Origin of the sequence: Pseudomonas japonica (genome assembly GCF_900188455.1) — a bacterium.
Lineage (GTDB): Bacteria > Pseudomonadota > Gammaproteobacteria > Pseudomonadales > Pseudomonadaceae > Aquipseudomonas > Aquipseudomonas japonica.
In genome coordinates this window covers 77,565-95,640 of record NZ_FZOL01000023.1, presented here as the reverse complement: position 1 = coordinate 95,640, position 18,076 = coordinate 77,565, and the positions used below count along the sequence as shown (strand labels likewise).

17 protein-coding genes are annotated in these 18,076 nt (G+C 65.6%); 10 read left to right on the top strand and 7 right to left on the bottom strand.

What is annotated here, in order from left to right:
* Positions 1–132: 132 nt before the first annotated feature.
* Positions 133–1,008, bottom strand: coding sequence for a KPN_02809 family neutral zinc metallopeptidase (ypfJ, locus tag CHB99_RS23755; protein WP_042124864.1), 876 nt, complete (start codon positions 1,006–1,008; stop codon positions 133–135).
* 196 nt (positions 1,009–1,204) lie between these two features.
* On the opposite strand from ypfJ, the gene pcaH reads away from it, so the two are divergent.
* Together pcaH and pcaG are read left to right on the top strand one after the other, a co-directional pair.
* A complete protein-coding gene (gene pcaH / locus CHB99_RS23750) occupies positions 1,205–1,924 on the top strand; it encodes a protocatechuate 3,4-dioxygenase subunit beta (RefSeq protein WP_042124863.1) in 720 nt (239 codons plus the stop codon).
* Positions 1,925–1,935: 11 nt separating this feature from the next.
* Positions 1,936–2,541, top strand: coding sequence for a protocatechuate 3,4-dioxygenase subunit alpha (pcaG, locus tag CHB99_RS23745; protein ID WP_042124861.1), 606 nt, complete (start codon positions 1,936–1,938; stop codon positions 2,539–2,541).
* Positions 2,542–2,646: 105 nt separating this feature from the next.
* On the opposite strand, the gene CHB99_RS23740 is transcribed toward pcaG, so the two are convergent.
* Positions 2,647–2,955, bottom strand: a complete 309-nt coding sequence (locus CHB99_RS23740; protein ID WP_042124859.1) for a putative quinol monooxygenase — start codon at positions 2,953–2,955, stop codon at positions 2,647–2,649.
* A 60-nt stretch (positions 2,956–3,015) separates the two neighbouring features.
* Here CHB99_RS23740 and CHB99_RS23735 point away from each other — a divergent pair, with 60 nt between their 5' ends.
* The gene (locus CHB99_RS23735) at positions 3,016–3,420 is read left to right on the top strand and encodes a VOC family protein (protein WP_042124857.1); all 405 of its coding nucleotides are present in this window, start codon (positions 3,016–3,018) and stop codon (positions 3,418–3,420) included.
* On the opposite strand, the gene CHB99_RS23730 is transcribed toward CHB99_RS23735, so the two are convergent.
* Entirely contained in the window at positions 3,421–5,136 is a 1,716-nt protein-coding gene (locus tag CHB99_RS23730) for an FAD-dependent oxidoreductase (RefSeq protein ID WP_042124856.1), read from the bottom strand.
* Positions 5,137–5,297: 161 nt separating this feature from the next.
* Here CHB99_RS23730 and CHB99_RS23725 point away from each other — a divergent pair, with 161 nt between their 5' ends.
* The 3 genes from CHB99_RS23725 to CHB99_RS23715 all read left to right on the top strand — a co-directional run bounded on the left by CHB99_RS23725 (position 5,298) and on the right by CHB99_RS23715 (position 8,004).
* A complete protein-coding gene (locus CHB99_RS23725; protein WP_042124855.1) occupies positions 5,298–6,074 on the top strand; it encodes an IclR family transcriptional regulator in 777 nt (258 codons plus the stop codon).
* 236 nt (positions 6,075–6,310) lie between these two features.
* On the top strand, positions 6,311–7,126 hold the full coding sequence (locus CHB99_RS23720; protein ID WP_042124853.1) for a sugar phosphate isomerase/epimerase family protein: 816 nt from the start codon (positions 6,311–6,313) through the stop codon (positions 7,124–7,126).
* A gap of 17 nt (positions 7,127–7,143) precedes the next feature.
* Positions 7,144–8,004 carry a DMT family transporter gene (locus CHB99_RS23715; RefSeq protein ID WP_042124851.1) on the top strand — a complete coding sequence of 287 codons (861 nt, stop codon included), beginning with the start codon at positions 7,144–7,146 and terminating at the stop codon, positions 8,002–8,004.
* Positions 8,005–8,061: 57 nt separating this feature from the next.
* Here CHB99_RS23715 and CHB99_RS23710 read toward each other — a convergent pair whose 3' ends face one another.
* Positions 8,062–9,402 (bottom strand): MFS transporter, encoded by a 1,341-nt coding sequence (locus CHB99_RS23710; RefSeq protein WP_042124848.1) that lies wholly within the window; start codon positions 9,400–9,402, stop codon positions 8,062–8,064.
* A gap of 289 nt (positions 9,403–9,691) precedes the next feature.
* Between CHB99_RS23710 and quiC the strand changes: the two genes are divergently transcribed.
* Together quiC and CHB99_RS23700 are read left to right on the top strand one after the other, a co-directional pair.
* Positions 9,692–11,608, top strand: coding sequence for a 3-dehydroshikimate dehydratase QuiC (gene quiC / locus CHB99_RS23705; protein ID WP_042124846.1), 1,917 nt, complete (start codon positions 9,692–9,694; stop codon positions 11,606–11,608).
* Positions 11,609–11,755: 147 nt separating this feature from the next.
* Complete coding sequence (locus tag CHB99_RS23700) at positions 11,756–12,424, top strand: TetR/AcrR family transcriptional regulator (RefSeq protein WP_042124844.1); 669 nt, start codon at positions 11,756–11,758, stop codon at positions 12,422–12,424.
* Between the two features lie 42 nt (positions 12,425–12,466).
* Here the strand turns inward: CHB99_RS23700 and CHB99_RS23695 are convergent, their stop codons facing one another.
* Positions 12,467–13,327: a shikimate dehydrogenase gene (locus tag CHB99_RS23695; protein WP_042124842.1), complete on the bottom strand. Its 861-nt coding sequence runs from the start codon at positions 13,325–13,327 to the stop codon at positions 12,467–12,469.
* A 159-nt stretch (positions 13,328–13,486) separates the two neighbouring features.
* On the opposite strand from CHB99_RS23695, the gene CHB99_RS23690 reads away from it, so the two are divergent.
* A complete protein-coding gene (locus CHB99_RS23690) occupies positions 13,487–14,641 on the top strand; it encodes an alkaline phosphatase family protein (RefSeq protein ID WP_042124841.1) in 1,155 nt (384 codons plus the stop codon).
* 175 nt (positions 14,642–14,816) lie between these two features.
* Here the strand turns inward: CHB99_RS23690 and trmA are convergent, their stop codons facing one another.
* Both trmA and CHB99_RS23680 read right to left on the bottom strand, forming a co-directional pair.
* Complete coding sequence (gene trmA / locus CHB99_RS23685) at positions 14,817–15,902, bottom strand: tRNA (uridine(54)-C5)-methyltransferase TrmA (RefSeq protein ID WP_042124839.1); 1,086 nt, start codon at positions 15,900–15,902, stop codon at positions 14,817–14,819.
* The gene (locus CHB99_RS23680) at positions 15,899–17,194 is read right to left on the bottom strand and encodes an NCS2 family permease (protein WP_042124837.1); all 1,296 of its coding nucleotides are present in this window, start codon (positions 17,192–17,194) and stop codon (positions 15,899–15,901) included. Before CHB99_RS23680 ends, trmA begins: the two co-directional genes overlap by 4 nt.
* A 216-nt stretch (positions 17,195–17,410) precedes the next feature.
* Between CHB99_RS23680 and CHB99_RS23675 the strand changes: the two genes are divergently transcribed.
* The gene (locus CHB99_RS23675) at positions 17,411–17,962 is read left to right on the top strand and encodes a DJ-1 family glyoxalase III (protein WP_042124835.1); all 552 of its coding nucleotides are present in this window, start codon (positions 17,411–17,413) and stop codon (positions 17,960–17,962) included.
* Positions 17,963–18,076 lie beyond the last annotated feature (114 nt).

Sequence of the window (18,076 nt, the reverse complement as noted above, 5' to 3'; positions counted from 1 at the left end):
AGCGGGCGTTGAGCAGGCTTTATCGGCGACAACGGGCTGAGCTGAAACGCTTTTTCAATAAATCCGACGGAAATACTCAACAAGATGTGACAAGCCCCGCAAATCGCGGGGCCTGAGAGGGTCGCTGCGCACCTACAGGCTCTGCGCCTTGAAGGTATCGCACTGCTTCACATCACCCTTGTCGAACCCGGCCTTGAACCAGCGCACCCGCTGCGCCGAGGTGCCATGGGTGAAGGAGTCCGGTACCACGCGGCCCTGGCCCTGCTGCTGCAGGCGGTCGTCGCCGATGGCGTTGGCGGCATTCAGGGCTTCCTCGACATCCCCCGGCTCCAGCCAGTCGTGGCGCTGCTGCGCCTGGTAGGCCCAGACCCCGGCAAAGCAGTCGGCCTGCAGTTCCTGGCGCACCAGCAGGCCGCTCGCGCCCTCGACTTTCTGTCCGCTGCGTCGGGCCTCGTTGACCTTGGCCGAGATGCCCAGCAGGGTCTGTACGTGGTGACCGACCTCATGGGCGATCACATAGGCCTGGGCGAAGTCGCCGGCGGCGGCGAAGCGCTGTTCCATTTCGCGGAAGAAACTCATGTCCAGGTACACCTGCTGGTCCGCCGGACAATAGAAGGGGCCGGTGGCCGACGTGGCGAAGCCGCAGGCGGAATTGACCTGGCCGCTGAACAGCACCAGCTTGGGGTCTTTGTATTGCTGGTTGGCCTGGGCGAAGATCGCCCGCCAGGTGTCCTCGGTGTCGCCCAGGATGCTGGCGACGAACTGACTGCCTTCGTCATTCGCCGCCGGGCGTGGCTGGGTTTGCGTCGGTGCGCCTTGCTCCATCTGCCCGGCCAGCTGGCCGAGGATCTGCAGCGGATCCTGCCCGGTGAGCAGGCCGATGCCGACGATCAGCACCACCGCGCCAAGGGTCAGGCCCTTGCCGCCGCCCATGCGCATCCCGCCGCCCGGACTCTCGCCCCGGGCATCGACCACGTTGTCGCTGCGCCTGCCTTTTCGCCATTGCATGGGAGTCTCTCCACGAAGGTGGTGTCATCGTCCTAAAGGGTAGTCCACCACTGAGATAAGCGGTTACACATAACCATTTGGTTATGTGTGGTATCGGACAATTCAGTTTTCGCCGTGGCCGTCGCGGGGGACACTTTGCCGTACCACCCGCCCGTCCTGATCGGGCTCTCCATAAATCCAAGAACAGGAGCACGACATGTCTGCCACAGACAACAGTCGCTTCGTTATCCGTGATCGAAACTGGCACCCGAAAGCCTTCACCCCGGACTACAAGACCTCCATCGCCCGCTCGCCGCGCCAGGCTCTGGTGAGCGTTCCGCAGTCGATCAGCGAAAGCACCGGCCCGGACTTTTCCCACCTGCGTTTCGGCGAACACGACAACGACCTGCTGCTCAACTTCAACAACGGCGGCCTGCCGGTGGGTGAGCGCATCCTGGTCACCGGTCGGGTCTTCGACCAGTACGGCAAGCCGATTGCCAATACCCTGGTGGAAATGTGGCAGGCCAACGCGGGCGGCCGCTACCGGCACAAGAACGACCGCTACCTGGCCCCGCTGGACCCGAACTTCGGCGGCGTCGGCCGTGCCCTGACCGACAGTGAGGGCCGCTACAGCTTCCGCACCATCAAGCCGGGTCCGTACCCATGGCGCAATGGGCCGAACGACTGGCGTCCGGCGCATATCCACTTCTCCATCAGCGGCCCGTCGATCGCTACCCGGCTGATCACCCAGCTGTACTTCGAAGGCGATCCGTTGATCCCGCTGTGCCCGATCGTCAAGAGCATCGCCAACCCGGCGGCCGTCGACCTGCTGATCGCGCGCCTGGACATGAGCAACGCCAACCCGATGGACTGCCTGGCGTACCGCTTCGACATCGTCCTGCGCGGCCAGCGCGCGACCCACTTCGAAAACCGCTGAGGAGCACCGTCATGCCAATCGAACTGCTGCCGGAAACCCCTTCGCAGACCGCAGGCCCCTACGTCCACATCGGCCTGGCCCTGGAGGCCGCCGGCAACCCGACCCGCGCCCAGGAAATCTGGAGCCAGATGGCCCGCGCCGATGCGCCGGGCGAGCACATCCTGGTGTTCGGCAATGTCTATGACGGCAACGGCCACCTGGTGCGCGACTCGTTCATCGAGTTCTGGCAGGCCGACCACAACGGCGACTACCAGACCGACTACAACCTGGAAAACGCCTTCAACGGTTTCGGCCGGACCGCGACCACCTTCGATGCCGGTGAGTGGACCATGCAGACCGTCAAGCCGGGCGTGGTGAACAACGCCGCCGGCGTGCCGATGGCGCCGCACATCAACATCAGCCTGTTCGCCCGGGGGATCAATATCCACCTGCAGACGCGGATCTACTTCGATGACGAGGCCGAGGCGAATGCCAAGGATCCGGTGCTCAACCTGATCGAGCAGCCGCAGCGCCGCGAGACCCTGGTGGCGACCCGTTGTGAGCGGGACGGGAAGACGGCGTACCGCTTCGATATCCGGATTCAGGGGGAAGGGGAGACGGTGTTCTTCGATTTCTGATCTGTGTTGCCAGTGTCGGGCCTGCTTTGCAGGCCTTCGCGAGCAAGGTTTCCTATTCCTGTGGGAGCGAGCTTGCTCGCGAAGGACCGCAACGCGGTCCCAGTATTAGTTACCCCGCTTGCCATTGAAGGTCAGCACCTCCCCCTCGATCACCCCCTGACTGACGATCAGCGGGTCCACCAGCGGCCGGCTGGCGAGGAAATGCGGGGTCAGCATATGCGCCTCGAACGCCGCCTCGCTCTCATACACTTCATACAACCAGACCAGATCCGGATCGCTGTGATCGCGGATCACATCGAACACCAGGCACCCCGGTTCATCACGTACCGAACTGGCGGCATTGACCCGCATGGCGTCCATGAACTGCGCCAGGCTGCCGGGCTTGAGCTGGGTCTTGAGTAGAAGGCTGTACACGTCGAACTCCTTTTTGTCTTATATTTGCGAAAAATTGTATACAAAAATGGAGCCGAAGCCATGCCTGTCCGTCCCAGCCGTCTTAACGGCCTGCGTCATCTCGCGATCCTGGTGCCCAATCTCGAAGTCTGCGAACGCTTCTATGTGGATGTCCTGGGCATGGAGGTGCTGCACCGCGCCAACGAAGACCTGGTCTACCTGACCTGCGGCAACGACAACCTGTCCCTGGGCCGCGCCTTCGCGCCGAGCAGCGGCGTGCAGGCGGTGGATCACTACGGCTTCGTGGTCGACAGCGTCGACGAACTGCACGCCTGGCATGCCTATCTGAAGGCGTGCGGGGTGACCCTGCTGGATACGCCGTTCGCCCATGGCGACGGGACCTGGAGCTTCCACCTGCTGGACCCCGCGGGGAACAAGGTCCAGCCGATCTATCACCCGGCGATTTCCGGGCAGCGCTTCACCTGATCACTCGTACGCGGTGACCCCGGCGATATGGCGCGCGGCGATATAGCCGAAGGTCAGCGCCGGACCGAGGTTGATGCCGCCCGCCGGATAGTGCCCGCCCATGATGCTGGCCATGTCGCAACCCGCCGCGTACAGCCCGGCGATCGGTCGCTGGTCGCCATCCAGCACCTGGGCGTGTTCGTTGCTGCGCAATCCGGCAAAGGTGCCGAAACAGCCCGGCTCGACCTTCACCGCGTAGAACGGCCCGTGCTCGATGGGCGCCACACACGGATTCGGTCCGTGCAGGGCATCGCCCTGTTTGCGGTTGTACAGGGTGCGACCGCGGCCGAACTGCGGGTCCTCGCCGACGCGGGCGTGAAGGTTGTACTGGCTGACGGTATCGACCAGCGCGCGGGCGTCGATGCCGCACTGGTTGGCCAGGTCGTGCAGGCTGGCGGCGCGCTTCAGGTAGCCGCGGCGCACCAGTGACGAGGTCGGCAGCGGAAACGGCCGGGCGATGCCGAGGCCGTAGCGGCGCTGGAAGCGGTGGTCGCAGATCAGCCAGGACTCGACCTTCTCGCCCGGGGCGGCGGCGACCATGGCGCTGACATAGTCGTAGTAGCCATCGGCCTCGTTGACGAAGCGCTGGCCATTGCTCAGCACGCCGATGATCCCTGGCTTGCCGCGCTCGATGATATGCGGGAAATGTCCGTTGCTGCCGTCGGCATACGGCACCTCCGACACCGGCGCCCAGGCCACCGGGCTGTGCAGGTCGTCGGCGACCTGGCCACCGACGCTTTCGCCCAGGCGCAGGCCGTCGCCATTGGCGGCGAGGGGCGGCAGGGCGAGGTGTTCATGGCCGGTCGGCGTGCGCGGGAACAGCGCCTTGCGCCGCTCGATATCGTTGGGGAAGCCGCCAGCCGCGAGGACCACGGCGCGGGCGTTGATCGTCACTTCGCCGTCGGCGGTCTGCACCACGGCGCCGCTCACCTTGCCGTCGTCCTGCAGCAGGCGGCGGGCAGGCGCCGATTCCCAGAGCTGCACGCCAAGGTCTTCGGCGGACTTGGCCAGGCGCGCCACCAGGGCCACGCCATTGACCAGGTGCAGGGCGCGGCCATGGCTGGCGAGGCCGATCAGGTGGCGGCCGACACGGCTGGCAACGTGCAGCAGCGAACGCCAGGAGCGGGTCAGGGTGAGGAAGGCGCCGAGGTCTTTGCCGGCCATGATCGGCATGCCCCAGAACGCGGTTTCGCGCATCGTCCGGCGCAGGCGCTTGAGCAGCTTGCCGGTGTGCCGGGCATCGTAGGGCGCGGCGATCACCGAGCGGCCGCCGGTGCCGGCGCCGGGGGTGTCGCCATGGATATCGGCGATGCCGTTGCCATCGGCGAACTGCAGTGCGGTGTGGGTTTCGAAGAAGCTGACCATGTGCGGCCCGGCTTCGAGAAAGGCGTCGATCAGCGGCGCGTTGAAGCGCTCGCCCAGTTCGTGCTCCAGGTAGGTGCGCGGTGCCGAGCGCTCCTCGACGATGCCGGCGCGGCGCGCCAGCGGATTGCACGGCACCCAGGCCCAGCCGCCGGACCAGGCGGTGGCGCCGCCGAACACCGGATCCTTCTCCACCACGATGACCTTCTGTCCATGCCAGGCCGCGGTGACCGCGGCACTGAGGCCGGCGGCGCCGGAACCGATCACCAGGACATCGCAGTCCACCGTGCGGGCAGGGGAGGGAAGGGCGGTCATGGAAAATCCTCGTAGTGGTATTTTTGGAACTTTATTCCATAATCCATGATCGTGTTGCAGGTGCCAAGCGGCCGCCAGCGAAGTTGGGCGAAGATCGAACAGTGGTTTGCGCTTTGCCCGGCGCTCTTTAGAATTCCGCAAAATTTCCAGGGACCATGACCATGGCCGGCAGTCAGATCGAACGCGCGTTCAGCCTTATCGAAAGCCTCACCAGCGAGCCTCGCGGGCTGCCGATGCAGACCCTTTCCGAACAGCTGGACATTCCGAAAAGCGCGACCCACCGCATGCTCGCCGAGCTGATCCGCCTGGGTTACGTGCGGCAGAACCCGGAGAACAGCCGCTACCTGCTGAGCACCCGGCTGGTGGCCATGGGCTTTCGCTACCTGGGCAACAGTGGCGCGGATATCGTCCAGCCGATCCTCGACGAGCTGGCGCGGCAGAGTGGCGAGCTGGTGCGCCTCGGGGTGATCGACGGCGAGCGCCAGACCTGGATCGCCAAGTCCCAGGGCGCGCGTTCCGGGCTCAAGTACGACCCCGACATGGGCCGTGATGCACCGCTGTTCTACAGTGCCTCCGGGCACGCCTGGCTGGCCAGCCTGAGCGATGCCCAGGCCCTGCTGCTGGTGGAGCGCCAGGGCGTGGGGCCGGCCGAAGCCTTCGGGCCGAATGCGCCGAAGTCCAATGCCGCGTTGCTGGAGCGCCTGCGGATTGCCCGCGAGCATGGCTATGCCTGGGTGGTGGAGAGCTCGGCGGTGGGCATGTCGGCGCTGGCCGCGGTGATCGCCGATCCGCGGGACGGGCATGCGCTGGGGGTGGTGAGCATCGCCGGGCCGACCGCGCGGATGAGCGAGGCGCGGATGCACGAGCTGGCGCCGTTGTTGCTGGAGACGGTGCGGGAGCTGGCGGCGGCGAGTCCGGCTTCCGAGTTGTTTGTCTGAGCCCCCCTCCCTTCGCTGCATTCCCCGTAGGAGCTGGCTTGCCTGCGAAAGGACCGCAAAGCGGTCCCCCGATAGCAGTGAGATCTGGGACCGCTGCGCGGTCCTTTCGCAGGCAAGCCAGCTCCTACAGGCCCTTCGCAGGCACGCCATTTTCTACGGGGGTTGCATAAAAAATGGAACTTGGTTCTAAATAAGTGGAGTCGGAACAACAATCGAAAAAAGAGAACCCACTCCCCATGAGCCAACGAACCCTGTCCCTGGCCGCCCTCACCGTCCTTGAGCTCTCCCCCCCGGAAATGGTCGAGGTCGCCGCCCGCGCCGGCTACAGCCATGTCGGTCTGCGCCTGGAACCGGCCACTCCGGAAGAACACCACTTTCCCCTGGTCCGCGATGCCGCCTTGCGCCAGCAGACCGCCGCGCGCCTGCGTGACACAGGGATCAAGGTGCTGGACATCGAGATCCTGCGTCTCAAGCCGGACACCTGTGTCGCCGACTTCGACCCGCTGCTGTCGGTGGGCGCGGAGTTCGGTGCCACGGAGCTGCTGGTGGCCGGCAACGATCCGGATCCGGCGCGGATGACCGCCAACTTCGCCGCCCTCTGCGACCTGGCCGCCCGCTACGGCATTCATCCGCACCTGGAGTTCATGCCCTGGACCGATGCGAAGAACCTCACCCAGGCGCTGGAGATCGTCACCGCCGCCAACCGCGACAACGGCTGCGTGCTCGTCGATGCCTTCCACTTCGACCGTTCCGCCTCGCGCCTCGACGACCTGCGCCAGGTTCCGGCGTCACGCCTGCGCTACCTGCAACTGTGCGATGTCGCCGGCCCGCGTCCGCACGACATGGCCGAGATCCTGCGCCAGGCGCGCAACGAGCGGCGTTTCCCCGGTGACGGCGACTGCGATCTGCACGGCCTGCTGAGCGCGGTGCCGGCCGATATCCCGCTGAGCCTGGAAATCCCCACCCGGCAGTTGCTGGAACAGGGTGTGCCGGCACTGCAACGCGCGCAGTGGGCGCTGGAAAAGACCCGTGACGTCCTGAGCCACCTCTAACCGCTTCGAGCCGCCCCATGCCCTCAGTCAGTCAACCGTTCAAAGGCATCCTGCTGGTCGTTGTCGCGACCTTCCTGTTTTCCAGCCACGACGCGCTGTCGAAGTACCTGTCGGGGTTCTATCCGATCGTCTGGGTGGTGTGGGCGCGTTATCTGGTGCACACCCTGCTGATGCTCGGCATCTTCCTGCCCCGGGCCGGCCTGCGCGGGTTGCGGACCCGCCGGCCGGGCCTGCAGGCGGCGCGGGCGCTGTGCCTGCTGGGCTGCAGCCTGCTGTTCACCAAGGCCCTGCAGTACCTGCCGCTGGCCGAGGCGACGGCGGTGAACTTCCTCGCGCCGCTGCTGGTGACGGCGCTGTCGATGCCGCTGCTCAAGGAGCGGGTGACCCGTGGCCAATGGCTGGCGGTGATCGCCAGCTTCCTCGGCGTACTGGTGATCGTGCATCCCGGCGGCGCCATGTTCACCCCGGCGGTGCTCCTGCCGTTCGGCTCGGCGACCTGCTTCTGCTTCTACCAACTGCTGACCCGCAAGCTCAGCGAAGTGGACAGCCCCACCGTCAGCAACTTCTTCACCGGCGTGTTCAACACCCTGGTGATGAGCACCCTGGTGCCGTTCTTCTGGACCGTGCCGAGCCTCACCCACGGTCTGATGACCCTGGCCCTCGGTACCTTCGGCATGCTCGCCCACCTGTTCCTGACCCAGGCCTTCCGCCATGCGCCGCCGGCGATGCTGGCGCCGTTCAGCTATTGCCAGATCGTCTTCGCTGGGTTGATGGGCATCGTGCTGTTCGGCCAGCGCCCGGATACCTGGGGCGTGATCGGCATCAGCGTGGTCTGCCTCAGCGGGCTGGCCGCGGCCTGGCTGCAGCGGCGGCGCTGAAACGCACGCGGGGCCTGTCCTTTCGGAACAGGCCCCGCGCGGGTCACGCGATGGCGATCAGTCTTCGATTTTCGGGACTTTGCGTGGCGCCATGAAGTACATCCAGGTCAGGGCAATGAAGTACATCGCCGGGATCATGGTGAACAGCACGGTGTAGTTGTTGTTGGTGGTGGTCAGCACGTAGCCGACGATCTGGGTCATGAACATGCCGCCGATGGCCGCGCACATGCCGCCGAAGCCGAACACGGTGCTCATCATGTGCTTGGGCGTGTAGTCCATCACCAGGCTCCAGATGTTCGCGGTCCAGGCCTGATGCGCGGCGATCGCCAGGGAGATCGCCAGTACCGCGACCCACAGGCTGCTGGCGCCGGCGGCGAAGATCACGCCGACGATGGTGGCGGCGAACAGGGCCATGGACATCAGCCGCGCCTTGACCGGGGCCACGCCGCGACCGATGAGGAACGAGGAGAGGATGCCGCCGCCGACGCTGCCGAAGTCGGCGCTGAGGTAGATGACGATCAGCGGGATGCCCATTTGGGTGACGCTGATGCCCAGGCTGTATTGCTGATTGAGGAACGGTGGCAGCCAGTACAGGTAGAACCAGAACACCGGCGCGGTGATCGAGTAGGCCAGGGCGAACGCCCAGGTGCCGCGCATGCGCAGGATCCGCGAGAACGGCACGCCTTTCTGCTCGGGTTCGGCCTCGCCCATCACGTAGGCGCGCTCGGCGTCGGTGACGCTCGGGTGCTCTTCCGGGTTGAAGTATTTCAGGCCCCAGAACACGACCCACACCAGACCCAGGGCGCCCATGGCCATGAACGCGGCCTGCCAGCCCCACACGGTGAGGATCAGCGGCAGCAGCATCGGGGTGAACATCGCGCCGACGTTGGTGCCGGCGTTGAAGATACCGGTGGCGACCGCGCGTTCACCGGCCGGGAACCACAGGCGGGTGGTCTTGACGCAGGCCGGGTAGTTGGCTGCTTCGGTCAGGCCGAGAATGAAGCGGCAGACCATGAAGCCGACCGCCGAGGTGGCCAGGCCGTGGGCGCCGGTGGCCAGGCTCCAGAGCAGTACCGCGCAGAAGAACACTCTCTTCACGCCGACACGGTCGATCAGCCGGCCCTGCAGGACGAAGCCGATGGCGTAGCCGACCTGGAACCAGAAGTTGATGTTGGCGTAGTCCATCGCCGTCCAGCTCATTTCCTTGGCCAGGATCGGCTGCATGACGCCGAGGGCGGCGCGGTCGATGTAGTTCAGGGTGGTGGCGAAGAACACCAGGGCGAGCATGACCCAGCGGGTCTTGCCGACGGCCATGGCGCCACGGATCTTGTCGCCGATGCCGGCGTGCGGGGTACTGCTCAGCGGCTGAGCGACGGGATTGCTGGGGCTGTGGATCATCGTGGGTTACCCGTATTTTTATGTTTATGGGTCGAGCCTTGGGTGACGCAGGAAAACGGCATTGCATGGGCCAGGTTGGCAGGATCGACCGGGTTCGATGGCCGATGAATCCCTGCTTCATGGTTTGAAATGGTGCGCACTGCTCAAAAAAGGGTCAATTCGTCACAGCGCATTTCGGGCGATAATCGCACACAAAACTAACCAGTTCGTACCTTTTTGTTGAGCTGGTTTGCGCCCCGGCCAATAATTCTTCTCAGTTTGGGCACTGCCTGCCCGTAGGAGACTGAAGATGCAGCGTTCGATTGCCACCGTGTCCCTGAGCGGCACCCTGCCGGAAAAGCTCGAAGCCATAGCCGCCGCGGGTTTCGACGGCGTCGAGATCTTTGAAAACGACCTGCTCTACTACGACGGCAGCCCCCGCGAAATTCGCCAGCGCTGCGCCGACCTGGGCCTGGCCATCACCCTGTTCCAGCCGTTCCGCGACTTCGAAGGCTGCCGTCGTGAACGTCTGGCGCGCAACCTCGATCGGGCCGAGCGCAAGTTCGACCTGATGCAGGAACTGGGCACCGATCTGGTGCTGGTGTGCAGCAACGTCGCCGCCGACGCCCTGGGCGAGCGCCAGATACTCGTCGATGACCTCGGCCTGCTGGCCGAACGCGCCGGCGCGCGCGAGCTGCGCATCGGTTACGAAGCCCTGGCCTGGGGCCGGCATGTGAACCAGTGGCAGCAGGTCTGGGACATCGTCCGCGAGGCCGACCACCCGGCGCTGGGCATGATCCTCGACAGCTTCCACACCTACTCGATCAAGGGCGACCCGAGCGGCATCGCCCAGGTGCCGGGGGACAAGATCTTCTTCGTGCAGATGGCCGACGCGCCGATCCTGGCCATGGACGTGCTGGAGTGGAGCCGGCATTTTCGCTGCTTCCCGGGGCAGGGCGAGTTCGACCTGGCGGGCTTCCTCGCGCCGATCCTGCAGGCCGGCTATCGCGGCCCGTTGTCCTTGGAAATCTTCAACGACGGCTTCCGCGCCGCGCCGCCCCGGGCCAATGCCGCCGACGGCCTGCGCTCGCTGCTGTACCTGGAAGAGAAGACCCGCGAGCGCCTGGCGCAGACCGCGCCGGCGGTGGCGGCCGAGCCGGCGCTGCTGTTCAGCCCACCGCCGGCCAACGCCTATGACGGCATCGAATTCCTCGAATTCGCCGTCGACGATGCCCTCGGCGCCAAGCTCGGCGGCTGGCTGCAGGGCCTCGGTTTCAGCCAGGTTGGCCAGCACCGCTCGAAGAACGTCAGCCTGCTGCGCCAGGGCGACATCAACCTGATCCTCAATGCCGAGCCGTATTCCTTCGCCCACAACTTCTTCGAAAGCCATGGTCCGTCGCTGTGTGCCACCGCTGTGCGGGTCAAGGACAGCGCCCAGGCCCTGGCGCGCGCCGTGGCCTATCATGGCCAGCCCTATCGCGGCCTGGTCGGGCCCAACGAGCGCGAGCTGGCGGCGGTGCGCGCGCCGGATGGCAGCCTGATCTACCTGGTGGACCAGGGTGTCGATGGTCGCACCATCTACGACACCGACTTCAGCGTCAGCATCAGACAACCGGTGGACGGCATCGGCCTGACCCGTATCGACCACATGGCCATGGCCCTGCCGGCGGATGGCCTGGACAGTTGGGTGTTGTTCTACAAGAGCGTGCTGAATTTCGAGGCCGATGACGAGGTGGTGTTGCCGGACCCCTATGGTCTGGTCAAGAGCCGCGCGCTGCGCAGCCAGTGCAGCAGCATTCGCCTGCCGCTGAACATCTCGGAAAACCGCAATACGGCGATCTCCCACGCGCTGTCCAACTACCGGGGGTCCGGTGTGCACCACATCGCCTTCGACTGCGACGATATCTTCAGCGCCGTGAAGCGGGCGAAGGAGGCCGGGGTGGCGTTGCTGGACATTCCGTTGAACTACTACGACGACCTCGCGGCGCGCTTCGATTTCGACGACGAGTTCCTCAGCGAGCTGGCCTACTACAACGTGCTGTACGACCGCGATGCCAACGGCGGCGAGCTGTTCCATGTGTATACCGAACCGTTCGAGGAGCGCTTCTTCTTCGAGGTGATCCAGCGGCGCAACGGCTATGCCGGGTATGGCGCGGCGAACGTGGCGGTGCGCCTGGCGGCGATGGCCAAGGCGCGTAGTGGCGGATTGCGCCACGCCAAATTGTGAGGGGGCGGGCGCGTATCCCTCGGTAGGAGCGTGGCTTGCCCGCGAAGGGCCGCAACGCGGCCCCCGAATTCCCCACCTTTCCAAGGCTTTCTTCTGACGCGCCCCAGGCCCATAATCGCCCGGTTAATCGAAGGCCACGAGCTCCGTATGACCACGAACATCGCACCTTCCGCGCCAGCCGAAACCGCGCCGCGCAAGGGCCGCAAGAACAACCCGGAAAAGACCCGCGAGAACATCCTCCAGGCGGCGATCAGCGAGTTCGTCCAGCAGGGCCTGGCGGGCGCCCGGGTCGATGCGATCGCCGAGCGCACGCAGACTTCCAAGCGGATGATCTACTACTACTTCAACTCCAAGGAGCAGTTGTACGTCGAGGTGCTGGAGAAGCTCTACGGCGATATCCGCAATACCGAGAGCAACCTGCACCTGGCCGAGCTGGAACCGCGCCTGGGGATTCGCCGGCTGATCGAGTTCACCTTCGACCACCACGACCGCAACGTCGATTTCGTGCGCATCGTCTGCAACGAGAACATGCACCACGGCGAGTACGTGAAGCAGTCCTCGGCGATCCGTTCGATGAACAAGACGGTCCTGCAGGCGCTGGACGAGGTGCTGCGGCGTGGCGCCAGCGAGGGGGTGTTCCGCACCGGCCTGGAGGCACTCGATGTCCACCTGCTGATCAGTTCGTTCTGCTTCTACCGGGTATCCAACCGGCATACCTTCGGCGAGATCTTCCAGGTCGATTTCGAGGACCAGGTGGTCAAGGCCCGACACAAGGACATGATCTGCGAGTCGGTGCTGCGCTACCTGCAGGCCTGATCACGGCGTCGCCGCGGGATTGCCCCGCGGCGGATATGCCGCTCAGTTGCCCAGGCGCTGGAAATGTTCGGTCATGCGCTGTGGATCGGGCGCCACGCCACTGAACAGTTCGAACGCCTTGACCGCCTGATACACCGCCATGGTGGCGCCATTCAGGGTGCGGCAGCCGAGGGCGCGGGCTTCGCGCAGCAACTCGGTTTCCAGTGGGAAGTAAACGATCTCCGCGACCCACAGTTCGGCCCGCAGCAGGGCTTTCGGGACCGGCATGCCGGGCAGCTTGGCCATCCCCATCGGCGTGGTGTTCACCAGGCCGCAAGCCTGCGCCAGGGTGCTTTCCAGATCGTGACCGACCCTGGCCCGGGTCCCCGGGAAATGCTGGTTGAGGTTATCCACAAGGGCCTGGGCCCGCGCGACTTCCACATCGAACACGCTCAGCCGTTGCACACCCTCGCTGAGCAGGGCATGGGCCACCGCCGCGCCAGCGCCACCGGCGCCCATCTGCACCACATGCTGGCGGGAAACGTCCGGCAGGCCGCGACGAAAACCTTCGGCAAAACCCAGGCAGTCGGTGTTGTGGCCGATGCGCCGGCCGTGTTTCAGCACCACGGTATTCACCGCCCCGATGCCGCGGGCCTCCGGCGACAGCTCGTCGAGCAGCGGGAGGATCGCCTGTTTGCACGGAAAGGTGATGTTCAGGCCGGTGAAGCCCATGTACTGGGCGGCGGTCAGCAGTTCTTCGAGGGCACTGCTGTCGAGCTTGAGCTGGTCGAGGTCGATCAGCCGGTACAGGTAGGTCAGGCCCTGGGCGGCGCCTTCGTGTTCGTGCAGCGCGGGGGTGCGCGAGGCCTGGATGCCCGCGCCGATCAGGCCGGCGAGAATGCCGGGCGGTTTGGCCAGATTCATCGGTAAGACTCCGTTGTTGTTCTTGGCGATTGGAAAAGGAGTGTTCCGACAAAATGTACCGTCTGGTTAACAGGAATCAATCGGTGCCAGCGTTTAGTGTTCGCTGATCGCACAGGGTCGTGCTACACCTTGTGGCTCGACCATGGAGGAGGAATGCAAATGTCAGTGCAGTTGGACGTCACCCAGCATCAGACCTGGCCGGGGCTGGCCAACCTGACGCATTCGATGCTTTGCGCACTCGGCGCGGTGGGCTTTCGCAATTCGTTCGGCCTGGCGCCCGCGCGGGCGACCTGCCTGCTGCTGATCGATGGCCTGGGCCACGATCTGCTCCGCGAGTACCGCGACGAGGCGCCGTTTCTCGCCGGGTTGATGCGCCCGGACGGCGTGTTTCGTGTCGGTTTTCCCGCGACCACGGCGTCGAGCCTGGCCGCCCTGGCGTCGGGACTGGGCAGTGGTGCCCACGGCATCGTCGGCTGCAGCTTCGCCCTGGATGCCGACAGCGAGTTTTCCCCGCTGACCTGGACCTGCGCGCCCTTCGTCGCGCAACGGGCATTCGCCGAGGTGCCGACGCCGGAGCAGTTCATCGTGCCGCAGACCGCCTGGGAGCAGGCCACCGAGCAGGGACTGCGGATCAGCACGGTGATGCCGGCGCGTTATGCCGAGTCCGCCTACACCCGGGCGATCTACAAGGGCTCGCAGATCCTCGGTGCGCCGTCGTACTACGGCTATCCGCAACTGGTGCGCCAGGCCCTGGAGGTGAATGCACCGGCGCTGTGCTTCGCCTATTTCGCCGACCTGGATTTCGCCGGACACCTGTTCGGTCCGGGCTCGGACGCGTGGCTGGCGCAGCTGCGCGTTGCCGATCGTCTGGCCGAGTCGATCTTCCAGCAGCTCCCCGCGGGTGCGCGACTGCTGGTGACCGCCGACCACGGCATGCTCGGGCTGGATGCCGACGCGGTGGTGGATTTCGACCGCGAGCCGGCGCTGCAGGACGGGGTGCTGGCGGTCGCGGGGGATATCCGCGCGCGGCATGTCTATGTCGATGCCGCACGGCTGGACCGCACCCAGGAACGCTGGCGCGATCGCCTGGGGGATGGCTACACGGTGCTGAGCAAGGCCGACGCCATTGCCGGCGGGTTGTTCGGCGATGTGATGCTGAGTCAGGCGGAGGCGCGGATCGGCGACCTGATCGTGGTGCCGAATGGTGGCGGGGGGATCATTCGCAGTGAAGTGGAGCCGGCGGCGAGTCGCTGGCTGGGGCACCATGGGGCGTTGACCGATGCGGATCAGGTGGTGCCGTTGTTGATGGCGTGAGCCTTTGGGACGTTTGTCTCGTAGGAGCGTGGCTTGCCCGCGAAGGAACTTGTAGGAGCTGGCTTGCCTGCGAAAGGACCGCGCAGCGGTCCCCCGAAACATCACCGAATTGGGACCGTTGCACGGTCCTTCGCGGGCAAGCCACGCTCCTACGCGCGGGGCTGCGGTGTGGCTGTCAGCGCCGAACCAGCAGCACCCCACTCTCCATGTGATGGGTATAGGGGAACTGATCGAACAACGCACAGCGCTCGATCCGGTGCGTGTCATGCAACTGCGCGATGTTCGCCGCCAGCGTTTCCGGATTGCAGGAGATGTACAGGATGTTGTCGAAGCGCCGGGTCAGTTCGCAGGTGTCCGGGTCCATGCCGGCACGCGGCGGGTCGACGAAGACGCTGCCGAAGTCGTAGCTCTTCAGGTCGATGCCTTCCAGGCGCCGGAACGGCCGCACCTCGTTCAGCGCTTCGGTCAGTTCCTCGGCCGACAGGCGCACCAGCCTGACGTTGTCCACCGCATTGTCATCGAGGTTGTGCAGGGCAGCATTCACCGAGGTCTTGCTGATCTCGGTGGCCAGTACCTTGCGCACCCGGGTCGCCAGCGGCAGGGTGAAGTTGCCGTTGCCGCAGTACAGCTCCAGCAGATCGTCCTCGCGCTGGCCCAGCGCCTCATAGGCCCAACCGAGCATCTTCTGGTTCACCTGGCCGTTGGGCTGGGTGAAGGCGCCTTCCGGCTGGCGGTAGCGGAATTCGCGTCCCGCCACCTGCAACGCTTCCTGCGCGTAGTCACGGCCGATCACCAGGCGCTTGCCCTTGGAGCGGCCGATGATGCTCACGCCCAGTTCGCCGGCCAGTTGCCGCGCCGCCACTTCCCAGGCCTCGTCCAGCGGACGGTGGTAGCACAGGGTGATCATCGCGTCGCCGGCCAGGGTGGTGAGGAACTCCACCTGGAACAGCTTGTTGCTCAGGGCCTCGCTGGCCTGCCAGGCGCTTTTCATGCGCGGCATCAGATCGTTGATCCGCCGGCTGGCGATGGGGAAATCCTCGATCAGGATCGGCGTGTGCTTCTCGCCCGGCGCGAACATCGCGTAATGCCGCTGGCCGCCTTCGCGCCACAGGCGGAACTCGGCACGCAGACGGTAGTGCTCGCGCGGCGAATCGAACACCGCCGGTTGCGGCGCATCGAACGGCGCCAGCAGCTCGCGCAGGCGCTCGACCTTGGCGGCGAGCTGCTGGTCGTAGGTGGAAGGGTCGAAGACAGCACTCATGCGTTGAACCAGCCCAGCTTGATGACGAACAGGATGGACAGGATCACCAGGGCCGAGTTCAGGTCGCGGCCGCGGCCGGAGATCAGCTTGATCGCGGTCCAGGAAATGAAGCCGAAGGCGATGCCGTTGGCGATGGAGTAGGTCAGCGGCATCGCCAGGGCGGTGATAACCACTGGCGCGGCTTCGGTGATGTCGTCCCAGTTGATTTCCGCCAGGCCCGAGGCCATCAGCACGGCGACGAACAGCAGCGCCGGCGCGGTGGCGAAGGCCGGCACGCTACCGGCCAGCGGGGCGAAGAACAGCGCCAGGAGGAACAGGATGGCGACGACGATGGCGGTCAGGCCGGTACGGCCGCCGGCGCTGACGCCCGCCGCCGACTCGATGTAGCTGGTGGTGGTCGAGGTGCCCAGCAGCGAACCGGCCATTGCCGCGGTACTGTCGGCGATCAGGGCGCGGCCCATCTTCGGCATGTGGCCGTCCTTGCCCATCAGGCCGGCGCGCTTGGCCACGCCGATCAGGGTGCCGGAGTTGTCGAACAGGTCGACGAAGAGGAAGGCGAAGATCACGCTGACCAGGCCGATGTCCAGTGCGCCCTTGATGTCCAGTTGCAGGAAGGTCGGGGCCAGCGATGGCGGCATCGACACCAGGCCGCCGAACTCGGTGACGCCGAACACGATGGACACGATGGTCACGGCGAGGATGCCGATCAGCACGGCGCCGCGCACTTTCAGCGCTTCCAGGGCGACGATCAGGAAGAAGCCCAGGGTGGCGAGGATCGGCGCGGGCTGCTTGAGGTCGCCCAGGCCCACCAGGGTGGCCGGGTTATCGACGACGATACCGGCGTTGTGCAGGGCGATCAGCGCGAGGAACAGACCGATACCGGCGGCGATCGCCGAACGCAGCGGCAGCGGGATGCTGTTCACGATCCACTCGCGGATGCGGAAGATCGACAGCAGGAAGAACAGCACCGCGGAGATGAAGACCGCGCCCAGCGCCACCTGCCAGGTGTGGCCCATGTGCAGGACCACGGTGTAGGTGAAGAAGGCGTTCAGGCCCATGCCCGGCGCCAGGGCGATCGGGTAGTTGGCGATGATGCCCATGATCGTGGAGCCGATGGCCGCGGCCAGGCAGGTGGCGACGAATACCGCGCCCTTGTCCATGCCGGTCTCGCCGAGGATGCTCGGGTTGACGAAGAGAATGTAGGCCATGGCCAGGAACGTGGTGACGCCCGCCAGGATCTCGGTACGCACATTCGTATTGTGTGCTTTCAGTTGAAACAGCCGTTCCAGCATGTCCTGCTCCCCGTGGCGCGATGGGCGCCTAATGTTGTCGGTCCGGTCAGGAAAGCACAAAGCGTACCGCCTTGACGTATTTTTCGACCGGGCCGGAAAAAAGCCGCGCATCATACCAGCATGGCCGGCAGAGGGTAATGCGTCCAACCGCCCGCCGATCGTTCGTCATGGGGCCGGTGATCTACGCTGGATGGACACGCCCGGAAGGAGTTCATCATGACCCAGAGAGCCCTGATCGCCGTCGCCGAAGGCGTCGATGACCTGCAGACCGTGACCCTCATCGATGTCCTGCGCCAATCGGCGGTGGAGGTGCTGGTGGCGAGTGTCGAGACGCGGCGGATGCTCACCTGTGCCCGTGGTACCCGGCTGACCGCCGACGCCATGCTGGTGGACGTGCTGGCGCAGTCGTTCGACCTGATCGTCCTGCCCGGGGGCGAAAACGGCGCACGGCACCTGGCCGCCAGCCCGGCTTTGGAGCAGCGCATGCAGGAGCAGGTCCGGGCCGGGCAGTATTACGCGGCGATCGGCGAGTCGCCGGCGCTGGTGTTGCAGGCCTGGGGGTTGCTGCGTCAGCGGCGGATGACCTGCCACAACGATGTCAGCCAGCACCTGTCCGGGTGCAGCTTCGTCGACCAGGCGGTGGTGGTGGATGGCAACTGCATCACCGCGCAGCATTCGGCGGCGGCGATCCCGTTCGCCCTGGCCCTGGTGGAGCTGCTGGAAGGGAAGGTGATGCGCGGGCAGGTGGCGCACTTGCTCGGTTGCTGACGCCACGTAGATCCCCCTCGTAGGAGCGTGGCTTGTCGTGTGACGAACCACCGAGAAGGACCGCGCAGCGGTCCCTGATCCGGTCGCCTATGGGCCTGCGTTGCAGGCCTTCGC